Here is an 11,644-nt window from a genome sequence, read left to right as displayed (position 1 = left end):
CGTTGCCTTCACCCGGACGGCCAAAAGCAGCAAGTCACCAGTTTGGTCATTGGCCGCAAAGGGGTTCTGGAGATGCCCGTTCATTTTGTGGTGCCCGGTGTGTACCGATTTTCCTGGTGGGTGGAAAATTCCCATGGGAAAAAATACCTCTACCGTGAGAAGACCCTCTCTTTTCGCCCGTTTGCCAACGACCGGGCCTTGTGGAGCCGGGCTAATCAGGCCCTGGAGGAAACGGCTCAGGCTGTAGCGGATTCGCTGCCCCTGTCTGCCGCTGCGCTTCGGCAGAAAAAGAATGTCCTCCTGCTGCAAGAGGAAACGCTTCGCCAGCGGCAGGAGACGGTTCCATCGGCTTCTCCGCAGGACGTGGCGGAGGTACTCTCGGAAACAGCCGTTCTCAATCAAAAGGCGGAACGTGCGCTGGCCCTGGCATCCGTTGTGACTGAAGCGGCTCGGGCCGGTAAAAATACCAGTCTGGTGGTTTTTGAGGGCGATCTCTGGGATAGTCGCGAGAGCGACCGGCGTCTTCCCACTCGTGTGGAAAATCCGCTAAAAATAGCCCGCACCGTGGTTCCGGGTGAACACCAACCCGTGTCGATACGGATACTGAATCTGACCAACCGGCCACTTTCGGTGCGCGCGGTGATTTCGGCTGTGGATACCGGTTTAAGTGTCCGACTGCTGCACGCGGTGGCCTCGCCCACCTCCCTTGGGGAGCTGTCCTGGGATGCCCTTCCGGAACTGGGAAACTCGGGTGTGCTCACTCTTTCCTCCCTGCAAACGGGAGAGCTCTGGCTGGATGTGGCTATTAGGGAGAACGTCGTGGGGCATCGGACAATGACCCTTCACCTAAAAGCGTTGAACGGATCCGGGGTCCTGGAGGCACCCAAGAATACCCACGCCGAACCACCACCAACTGCCACCGTGTCACTTTCAATGGACGTCCTGCCGTTTCACATGGCGCCTTCCGGCGCGTTTCGCCTCTGCACCTGGTCTCCGTCAGAGGGGCCGGACATTCCGGATTTGCTGGCGCATGGGAACAACGTGTTTCTCATTCCTCACGGCACGGTTGATTCGGATTCCACCGGCCACGTGCACCGGATTGATTTTTCCCGATTGGATCACCTGCTTCAGGCTTTTTCGGGCCGGGATGTGGTTTTTTTGGTGACAGGATTTCCTGCGCTTGCCGCGCCGTTTGGCAGCACGGCTTACCGCAGGGAATTGAGGGAGTACCTCAATCGGTTGGTGGCGCATCTGGAATCGAAGGGAATTGACACGCATCATTTTGTTCTGTATCCGCTTGATGAACCCGGCGGCCACGGCTGGAAGGCCGTGAATCGCCTGGTGGCGTTTGGGGAAATGGTGCATGCGGTGAATCCGGCCATCCGGCTGTACATGGATGGCGGGGGCGATGGCCCCATGATGCGGGCCATGGCAAAGGTGGTGAGCGTCTGGACGCCGCCCATTGACTGGCTGGGGCAAACCCTCCCGGAAATGGCTATTATTCGAAAGGCCGGCGGCGAACTGTGGTCATACAACTGTTCGTACGGCTTTTCACGGCCGGTGGGGGCCAATCTCAAAAACACGCATGTGATTGGGGAGTACCGGAACGCCGCGCTTTTTGCCCTGCGGCACGGCGCCACCGGGATTGGTTACTGGTGCTACAATGCCACGCGCGGCGATTTGTGGGAACGGGTGCCGTCGGAGTACAATCTGGTTTACCCGGGGCGGAGGCATTCCGTGGACAGCCGCCGCTGGGAAGCCGTCCGCGAGGGGATCGAGGACGCCCGAATTTTGCTGGCGCTGCGAGAATTTGAACGGAGAAATACCGCCCAGCCGGCCGCGCGAGAAGCCTGTGCCCGGATTCAGCATCTTTTTGCGGTGGATTTGCCCGAGCTGGTCGATCCCGGATTTCAGGCCATGAAGTTGGGCCTGTCGCGCGCCACGCTGGATGCTGTCAGCAGCGAAGAGAAGGTGCGGATCTTCCGGCAGAAAATGATGGAATGTGTGATGGGAGTAAAGCCCGGGGTTCAAAAAAGCAATTAAATTCAAGGAATAGACTGCGACTCCCAAAACCCGAAAGAAAATCCGGGGGAAAGACCACCTGATCAATGCAACGGATGGAGTGGTCTGATCAAAAAGGGAATTCTTTTTTAGAGACTCATTTTAGTGGGTGGTCACATAAATGCCGGGTCTGCACGGGATGTCAAAGGTTAAGATTCAGTCTTTTTGAATTGCCTATTTTCCGCTTGCATTTTTTCAAAGAACTATTTATACTATAAAAAAGCTATTGAACAGGCAGTTGATGATTGCTTCGTTCTCACAAAGTGGTTTTCATTATACCGCCGCCGACAACCACATATGAAGGGTCCTTCCTTGCCAATGGATCGACGAAAGCACAAACTCAACTCACAAACCCAGGCTTCTTAACCAGGTTCGTCAGGTTATTCGAGAAAAGCATTATAGTCCCTGTACGGAAGAAGTTTATATCCACTGGATTCAGTATTTTATCCTTTTCCGGAACAATCGTCATAAACGCCCCGCAGCTGGGACAAATCTTCCTTTTACTAAAAGTTGGATTGGATAAAATCAAAGAATAATTTTGGGGGGCAGGCGAAGGAGAAACGATAAGCCCCGCATCCCCTGAGTCCAGATTTTAATAAAAACCCTTTTGTTTGTGACTTTTGAAACTGCTGAAACGGTTCCCGGGGTCTCATTGATTTTCCCAAGCCCACAACTTAAGTCATGGGTTAACAATAGGCTAAAAGAAATTCACAAACCATTTTAATGGTTTGGGCGCCCATTCATTGGGCTAACCCATGCGTCGGCTTGACCGCAGGGTCGGTGGTGTGATGTTGGAGATTGGAGAGTTTTCGGAGGTTTGGGTTTGGAACGGGTGTTTGGTGTGACTAATCCCTGTGGCAAGTTATGCAGGTCGTTGTGTGTTAAATTTGGCGGAGACTGACGATGAACGAAAAGAAGTTTGATCCTCAAAAATTGCATAAGTTGAATCATCCTCAAAGATTAAGAGACATTCCTCCAGACTATGTTTGGAGCAAATTGAACGTAGAAAAAACAGACGTACTTGTTGAAATAGGTGCTGGAACAGCGTTTTTTAGTATTGCTTTTCTGAAATATGTCAAACCTTCGAAAATTTATGCTTGTGATGTATCAGAAGTAATGATCAATTGGATAAAGGAAAATGTTGTTCCAGAGTATTCCAATATAATTCCTGTGAAAACCGAAGAAGATTCCATACCTCTTGATGATGAAATCGCAGATTTGGTGTTTATGATAAACCTTCATCACGAATTAGATGATCCCATCCGGACAGTTGAAGAATCGTATAGAATCTTGAAACCTGGTGGAACTATATTTATTGTTGATTGGAAGAAAAAAGATATGCCTGAAGGACCTCCAACGCAAATCAGATGGTTACCTGAGCAAGTCAAAGAAAACTTAGTGAATTCCGGATTTAAATATGTAAACATTTTCGATGAATTACCAAAGCATTTTTTAGTTGTCGGGGAAAAGGATCAGTAATGCACATAATAAATCGTTCCACCGAACCACAATTTCGCTTGATTCGGCTTCGCTTAGCACATAGGCGCTTCACAACAGCAGGCGGACTTGGTCTATTTACAACAAGGCAAGAGAAAAAATAAAATTATTTTTATTCGGATTCTTTGAAAATGATCTTGTGCAGGCCGCTCGCAATCCGGCACAGGAGGAACTTTCCAATTGGATACGGGGGTCTGATAAAGACGCCGAACGCTATCGGGATGGATTCCAGTCTTCCGACATTAATTGATACCGGTCGAACGTTCGAAAGCCTGTTCCTGAAAGTTCGGGAGAGGAAAATTGCACTTCACCCGATGTCGCAGATGCTCGAAAAAAGTTCGTTTGGATAGGATGTGGCCAAGGAACTGGGGATCGAAGGGGTTGCCCAATTCATTTTAAGGACTGGTTATCTCAAAGAATATCCTGATCCGGTCAGCTTGGGAAGACCGGTTTCGTGGTTTACATTTAATCAAACAATTCCTTGAATGTTATGAGATGATTTAGTAAATTTTTATGAAGTTAAATACACACATTTTTTCTTGCCTGAACGCCTCGGTTTGTTAAGAATCCTTTAAACAGTGAAGTTATCGTGCAAAAAGCAAGAATTGGTTGTTTCAGCCTCATAATGACTCTGTTATTTATCTCCGCATCCGTTCCCACTCCCCGGGAATCCTCCACCCTGGATCAGCAATACCTGCGAGTTTTACGATTAATCGGTAAACAGCACTACAACGACGCCATCCGGGGTCTTCGGCAGATGATTGGACAAGAGCCCGGCTTTTACCGCGCTTACGCAAAGACAGTAGAAGTGTATAAATATAAAAATGCCTTAGATGAGGCCAGGCAATATTTTGAAGAACTGATTGTAAAAGCGCCGAAGAATGCCCATGCCTATTACGGGTTGGGCCTGATTGACCAGGAACAGAGGGATTATCCACAGGCGATTGTAAGATATCGAAAAAGCATAGAGTTGTCTAACAGGCGTGCCGCCGTCTACAAGGCTATTGTGATCGCTTATAAAAAAACAAAAAATCCGGAGGGCGCGGTTAACTATTTAAGCGGCCTGACTCCTGCAAAAAGCCGGAATGCCGGCGCGTACTATGGACTTGGGTACGCATACATGCTGCTGAAGCAATGGGAAAATGCGCTCATGGCTCTTGACAAAGCCCTAAACTTGAATCCCGATTTGTTGGTGGTGTATCTTGAAAAAGCAAAAATCTACTACTATTTGGGAAAATTACAAGAGGGCTTGCAGGTTAACAGGACGGGTTACAAGATGGCCCGGAAACACAATGACGTCGAGCTTCAATACAGGTTTCTGGGAGAACGGGGTGCGTTTCTGCAAAAACTCGGTAAATATCGTGAAGCGCAGGAACGCTGTCAAGAGGCGTTGGCGATGGCACGCGAATTTGGGGATAGAAGCAACGAAGGAAAATATTTAGGGCACATAGCCGTCATTTACGGGAATATGGCCAACTACTCCAAAGCATTAGAATACGACCGTCAAGCCGTTAAAATTGCTGGAGAAGTCGGGAATAAAATTGCCGAAGCAACCTGGCTCAATAACATGGGTTTTGTTTATCGCAATCTCGGACAGTATTCCGAAGCTTTGGTACATCATAAAAGGGCATTAAAAATTGCCCGGGAAATCGAAGATAAAAGATTGGAAGGGCTAAATGTCGGAAATATCGGCAGCATTTACCTTTACTTGGCAGAATATTCCAAGGCTTTGACATATTATCAGGAGGCTTTGGCGATTGACCGGAAGATCAAGGATAAAAGCCACCAGGGGACCTGGTTGACAAATATCGGCCTGTGTTATTGGAATTTCAACGACTACCGTAAAGCACTGGCCTATTACCAACAAGCCTTGGTCATTCTAAGAGAAATCGGCGACAAGAGTGAGGAGGGGAGGACCCTGGGAGCCGCTGGACTTGCGTATTGGAGATTGGGTGATTACTCCAATGCATTGGAGTATTTTGACAAAGCGCTGAAGATTGCGGAAGAAATTGGGGACAGGAGTGGTGAAAGCAGAAATCTCGCTAATATTGGTAATATTTTTTATAGCTTAGGCAGATTTTCAAGAGCATTGGCGTTCTACGAGAAAGCTAAAATAATTGCAGGGGAAATTGGCAACAAAAGTCAGATGGGAACCTGGCTTGGGAACATCGGCGCGGTCTATCATGCAATGGGTGACACTTCAAGAGCGCTCGAATATTATGAGAAATCTTTGAAGATAAGTCGGGAGATTGGGAACAAAAGGAATGAGGGAATATTCCTCGGCAACATGGCTCTCGTTTATGCCCAATCCGGTAACTATTTAGGGGCATTTAAATTTTATAAACAGGCCTTGAAAATCGATAGAAAAATCGGCAATAAAAATAATGAGGGCTATGAATTAAACAATCTTGGTAATTTAAATCTTCAGTTGAAAAATTATACTCAATCGGCCCAAAATTATAACAAAGCCCTGGCCATGGGCCGGAAAATAGAAGGGCCGGTTATTGTCTGGGAAGCCCTTACAGGTCTTGGCATGGTCTATGAAAAGCAGAGAGACTATGATAAGTCCTTGCGGCAATACCAATTGGCTGTGCGGGAAATTGAAGGTGTCCGCCGCTTGCTTCAAATTGAAGAACAAAAGTCAAGCTTCTTAGAGAATAAGATCCAGGTTTATGGAAAGCTGATTAATCTCCTGGCAATTTTGCATCAAAAAGAACCCTCAAAAGGTTATGCCCGCACAGCCTTCGAATATGCGGAACGCGCCAAGGCCAGAGCGCTTTTGGATATCGTTTGTCAGGGCAGGACGTTTCGCAATTTAAAAGAAATCCCTGCGGTTTTCAGGCAGAAATTTTTGATGAATGAGAACGGGCTTGAAAAGAAACATTTGGAATTGTCAAATGCGTTAGCCAAAGTGGATAGTCAAAGAGACCCGAATCGGGTTTTCACCCTTAATTATGAAATAGAAGCGCTGCAACAAGAAAAGGCACAATTATTAAAAAGGATCAGCAAGAAATATCCCCGATACGATCAACTCACAAACCCAAAAATAGTTACGGTTGAAGAGGTCCAGCGACACATTCTTGACGACAAGCAGGTGCTACTCGAATATTTTGTGGCCGACGAAAAGATCTTTGTCTGGACTTTAACAAAGCACAGCTTGAAATTCCGGACCATTGACCTGACCAGAAAAGAACTCCAGGAGAAGTTGTCACAGATCAGTCCGCTCTTCCAAAAAGAAAAAGCCCCTAATAATGTCCGAATCGACCATCGTTGGGCCAATATGAAATCCGGCCTCTTGTATGATCTTTACAAAATCCTGGTGCAAAAGCCTCTGGAGCCTGGCCTGGAACCCGGCTCGGAGTTAATCATTGTGCCTGATGACATTTTGCATTATTTCCCCTTTGAAATTTTGGTCACTGATTTTAGTCAGGCTGCCGTACATTATCTGATCGAGACGTATCCCATTTCTTACGCCTCTTCTGCAAGTTTGCTCAATCCGGAATTACAAAGAAAGAAAAAAGCATCTGAAGAGCTTCTTGCCCTTGGCAATCCGGATTTTAGTGATGCACAGAGCAGAGGCGTCATTGAGTGGGTTCGTTCAATTGTACCTTTCAAATCGGTTTTTAGAGAGGTTCGTTTCCAACCCCTTCCCTATGCCGGATGGGAAGTGAAAGCTATTGCGAAGAATTTCGAAAAACCTGCCGTTTTCACGGGACACGATGCATCGGAGAAGCGATTTAAAGAGCGGGCGCAAAATTACAGATTTATTCATCTGGCGACTCACAACATCATCGATGATAAACAGCCCATGTATTCGAAAATTATTCTGGCCCAAACCCACGGAGGAGACGAAGACGGCTACCTGCAAACGTACGAAGTTTACAATCTTAGGCTCAATGCAGACCTGGTGGTACTGAGCGGCTGTAATACGGGCCTGGGAAAACTCAGCCGCGGCGAGGGTCTCATAGGTATGACCCGGGCTTTTCTGTATGCCGGAACGCCGAGTCTGGTGGTGAGTCTGTGGCCTGTAAAGGATGAGTCTACCGCAGAGCTTATGAAAAGTTTCTATCACGACCTTAAAACAGGGATGCCAAGAAATCGTGCTTTACAAAAAGCTAAAGTAATGTTAATTCAGTCCGGAGACTGGCGGCGAGATCCCTTCTACTGGGGCGCTTTTGTGTTGATTGGGGATTGGCGGTCGGTGTATGAAAGGCATGATTGACGCTTGGCCCGAAATATTCCTAAATGGCAGCCACGAAGGCACTATTCAGCTTTAGAGATTACCGGAAAATTCATTTAATTTCAGAACCATCTTCCCGGCCGCCGCTTTTCTCATAAGATTGGGCTGCGGGAGGTTTAATATCGCTTGAAACTGTTGGCGGGCATTGTCAACATCCCCCAACATCAAATAAGCCTTGCCCAGATACCACAAGCAGTCTTCCCTGTAAAAGGCGTTTCCCTCCGTCAGAGAAAGCGCCTTTTTCAAATAGCCGATCCCTTGATTCACCATTTTTAAATCAAAACGATAAGGCAGCCCCAAGAGCCGTTTTCTGGCTTCAAAGAGGTAGGATAATCCGACAAGAAAATTGGCTTGATAGTGGTTCGGCTGACCGGCCAGAAATTTTTTCAGGGAGAACACGGCTTTTGCGTATCGACTCTGTTCAAAGTATCGCCATCCCGTTTTTAACGATTCGGACTGGATGCCTTCTCCCCGCACGACTCCTGTTTCAGAGAATTGAATGTGAGCCAGGGGGAAATAGACCGGCCGGCTAAAGAACGCGTAGGCGTAAAGCGAAACCAGCAGAACAGCCATCGCGAGTCCGGCATACACAGATGCAGGCGGCAGGAAGAATTTGTTGATATAAGTTTTAATCCGGGATAAAACACCCGCTCCGGTTTCCGCAGCCTTATTGACGGATTTTGAAGGCGCCAAAGAGTTTAAGTAGGAATAAACCTTCGCATCCATTTCGGCTTCCAATGCCGGCCGGTTGAGTACCTGGTGTTCGGGGTTCGGCGCCGTGTTTCGGGCGGTTTGAAGCTGCTCGAGCGCGTTAAGGCAGACCGGGCACAGGTCAAAATGCTCTTTCAGAGCCCGGACTTCATCCGCTGCAAGTTCATTGTCGGCGTATGCCGCCAGTTTTTCAGCCGGCGGACAGTTGGCGGCAATATGTGACTTCAAATCACGAAATGGTTTTTTATATCGATCCATGGCATCGGCGCTATCTTTATGCTGACTCATTGCTTCTCCATGAGTAATTTAAAATTGCGCTTTCCGTTTTGAATGTAAGAGCGAACTTTGCCTAACGGGTAACCGGTCATTTCAGCGATTTGCTTGTATGTCAGGCTGTGGACGTAGAACAGACAGAAGCATCGTTTTTGCAATGGCTTTAATTTGTTCAGGATCTCGAGAATGCGTTCCTGTGAAATCACGGATTCTTTTATTTCATTTTCATTTTCGATCGCAACCGGTGAATGCCGTTCATTAAATTCGTAGAACTTGTGGCGATTTTTCTTGCGCAGGTGATCGATGCACAGGTTTGTCGCAATCCGCCTAAGCCATGGCAGAAACGGTGCGCCGAGTTTGAAGCTCTCTATGTGATCAAATGCCCTGATGAAGGCCTCACTCGCCAAATCTTTCGCATCTTCCTCATGGTTGACCATTCTCAGACAGTGTAATAAAATCACTCGCTTGTAGGTTTCATAAAGCTTGCCCAGATATTTAACATCCTTGCTGTCGAGATAGCGCCGAATGGTCGCATTATCACATTCAACGATCGTATTCTGATCCAAGATTTGCTTTCCTTATTACTACGAAACCACCCGTCGGATTACATAAAATTTTTCATTTTCAATAATGTAAGTGTTGCAGCAACGAAATGCAACGGAATTTTCTACAGGCTTTTTTGCGGAAAAAATCCGCTTCGGGTATGAGCCTGTGAAGAAAAAAATGCTCCAGCCTGCCGGGCTTTAGCCCAACGTTGTTAATAATGCCCCATGCGAAGGAGCCTCTCAAAAAAATCGCCATGAGCAGACTGCGGGCTCCTGTCTGCAGAAAAAATTTCCCCCTTCTTCCATAAAAAAACCGGCAGAGCCATAAAACATTTTATGTAATTCATCACATTGTACGTAATAAGAATAGAAATAGATTATAAGAATTACCCCCAAAGGAGGTTTGCTATGAAAAAATATTCCGGTATTTCAATTCTATTATTCATCTTACTATTAACTTTTCCGGCTTTTGCTGATTTCCCCGTTTATCAGGGTAGTGCGAAAGATTACGGTTCTGATGTCGTTTACAATTCTAACGACGATGAATATTTAGTTGTTTGGCTGAACTCCTATTCAAGTCAAATGAAAAGACTTTTGGCTATGAGAGTTGACCATTTGGGCCAGACAGGCACTGTTTTTACTATCTCAGACTATGCGGAGGGTTTGCCTTCAGTAGCGTATAATCCACAAAAAAATGAGTATCTGGTTGTCTTTGTCTCCGGTATTGCTCCCGATTTAAGTATTTATGGCCAGCGGTTGTCTGCTACGGGAAGTAAAATCGGAGGAACAACGTTATTAATTCCAAATGCAAATACGCCAACGGTTCTTTACAATTCGAAATCAACAAATTATCTGGTCGTCGGAGGAAAAAGAGATAGTTCTTATACTTCCGGTGGATACGATATCCGTTTATATTCCCGAAAAATCGACCCGGCCGGGCAGCCAATAAATACCATACAAACAATTTCCGAGTTTCACACTAACCAATTATATGATTTTACATATTCAATTGCGTATGCGCCGGTAGTATCCTCTGAAACACCATTCGGACGATATCTTATGGCATTGGATGATCCCGGTCATCTCAAAATGTTGGATAGTGACGGCCAATTAATGGTTACCATGACAAATCCTCAAAGTGGTGCGACCTGGGATGCAATCCCTTTTCAGCAATCTAAAATAGGCGCTTCAGAAGGTTTTGATTTAGCCTTCGGTTACTGGAATAATGAACCGGTATTCTTAGTCGTTTGGGCTGACAAGGACAAAAATATGACCTGGCAAAGTCTTCAATGGACCGGAATCTGGTGCGGGATTGTTGATGCCGTTAAAATTGATTACCTCACAACAGATGGGGTTTCTACAGAGACTTTTCCCATTTCAAAAATATGGGCCCACTGGGCGTATTCTACTTATGCCAAAACCTGGAATCCGGTAGTAGACTATAATGATGCTGCCAATAAATTTATGGTGGCCTGGCGGGAAACACCCGGCCCGGAACCTCAAAATGATACAAATGTTAATCATATCCGCGGAAATGCCAAAGGTTCGGATGATCTAATCTCCTCAGTACCTGACAACGTAATCCTTTCTGCTGTTACTGGAAGTGAAGATCCTTTTAATCCTGCAATCGCAGTTAGCTCTAAAGAGCCGAAAGCGTTGGTCGTTTGGGAGGATAAACGTAATTTTAACACCCAGGATTTTGATATTTATGGAAATATTTTGAACACTATGGTACCGTCTTCGGAAAACACCCAGGTCGGGACAAATATTCAGGTCGACCTGGGAAATGGTTCCGGTATTACATTCGGAAATGTTGTGACTTCCGGCAATACGAAAATGACCACTTCAACTACCGGGACGCCCCCGCCAAACGGATTCACCATCACACCGGCGGCCAACCCGGTCTATTATACTATCACAACCACAGCAGCCTTCACCGGTACTATCGAAATTTGTATTCATTATGATGATACCGGCATGACGCAGGCGCAGGAAGCAGCGCTGAAGCTGCAGGTGTATGAAAATCCGCCGGGCGCGTGGAAAGATATTACGACATCATTGAATACAGGCACAAATATCATCTGTGGAACGGTGAACCATCTCTCCGAATTTGCCGTCATGTTTTCAAGTGACGTCCCGGATATTGCTGTCAATCCAAATGCAATCGCCGATTCGGTGGCAGGCGGCGCATCGGCAGTCGAGTCGTTCACGATCAGCAATTCGGGAAATGCCGACCTGACGTTTGACATCAGCGGCGCCAAATGGGAAAAAATGCCGGGATCAGCCCGTGACATCGGCGTTGGCGACGATGGCGAAA

Annotated in this window: 7 protein-coding genes; 5 read left to right on the top strand and 2 right to left on the bottom strand. The window is 46.7% G+C overall.

Annotated elements, in window-relative coordinates; all coding sequences use genetic code 11:
• The 4 genes from GXO76_05470 to GXO76_05455 form a co-directional block, all read left to right on the top strand.
• A partial coding sequence (locus tag GXO76_05470) for a DUF4091 domain-containing protein (protein ID NOY77301.1) occupies nucleotides 1-2,043 on the top strand: 2,043 nt, incomplete at its 5' end.
• Nucleotides 2,044-2,383: 340 nt separating this feature from the next.
• Nucleotides 2,384-2,584, top strand: coding sequence for a hypothetical protein (locus GXO76_05465; GenBank protein NOY77300.1), 201 nt, complete (start codon nucleotides 2,384-2,386; stop codon nucleotides 2,582-2,584).
• A 380-nt stretch (nucleotides 2,585-2,964) separates the two neighbouring features.
• Nucleotides 2,965-3,540 carry a class I SAM-dependent methyltransferase gene (locus GXO76_05460; protein ID NOY77299.1) on the top strand — a complete coding sequence of 192 codons (576 nt, stop codon included), beginning with the start codon at nucleotides 2,965-2,967 and terminating at the stop codon, nucleotides 3,538-3,540.
• A 607-nt stretch (nucleotides 3,541-4,147) separates the two neighbouring features.
• Nucleotides 4,148-7,780 (top strand): tetratricopeptide repeat protein, encoded by a 3,633-nt coding sequence (locus GXO76_05455; GenBank protein ID NOY77298.1) that lies wholly within the window; start codon nucleotides 4,148-4,150, stop codon nucleotides 7,778-7,780.
• Nucleotides 7,781-7,831: 51 nt separating this feature from the next.
• On the opposite strand, the gene GXO76_05450 is transcribed toward GXO76_05455, so the two are convergent.
• The gene (locus GXO76_05450) at nucleotides 7,832-8,797 is read right to left on the bottom strand and encodes a zf-HC2 domain-containing protein (GenBank protein ID NOY77297.1); all 966 of its coding nucleotides are present in this window, start codon (nucleotides 8,795-8,797) and stop codon (nucleotides 7,832-7,834) included.
• Complete coding sequence (locus tag GXO76_05445) at nucleotides 8,794-9,348, bottom strand: RNA polymerase sigma factor (GenBank protein NOY77296.1); 555 nt, start codon at nucleotides 9,346-9,348, stop codon at nucleotides 8,794-8,796. Before GXO76_05445 ends, GXO76_05450 begins: the two co-directional genes overlap by 4 nt.
• 387 nt (nucleotides 9,349-9,735) lie before the next feature.
• On the opposite strand from GXO76_05445, the gene GXO76_05440 reads away from it, so the two are divergent.
• Nucleotides 9,736-11,644 (top strand): hypothetical protein (locus tag GXO76_05440; GenBank protein NOY77295.1); only part of this gene is annotated, 1,909 nt, incomplete at its 3' end.

The sequence above is a fragment of the Calditrichota bacterium genome, assembly GCA_013151735.1.
In the GTDB taxonomy this organism is placed as follows: Bacteria; Zhuqueibacterota; JdFR-76; order JdFR-76; family BMS3Abin05; genus BMS3Abin05.
Note: the sequence above shows the minus strand (reverse complement) of the source record. Positions and strands in the feature narration are given on the sequence as shown.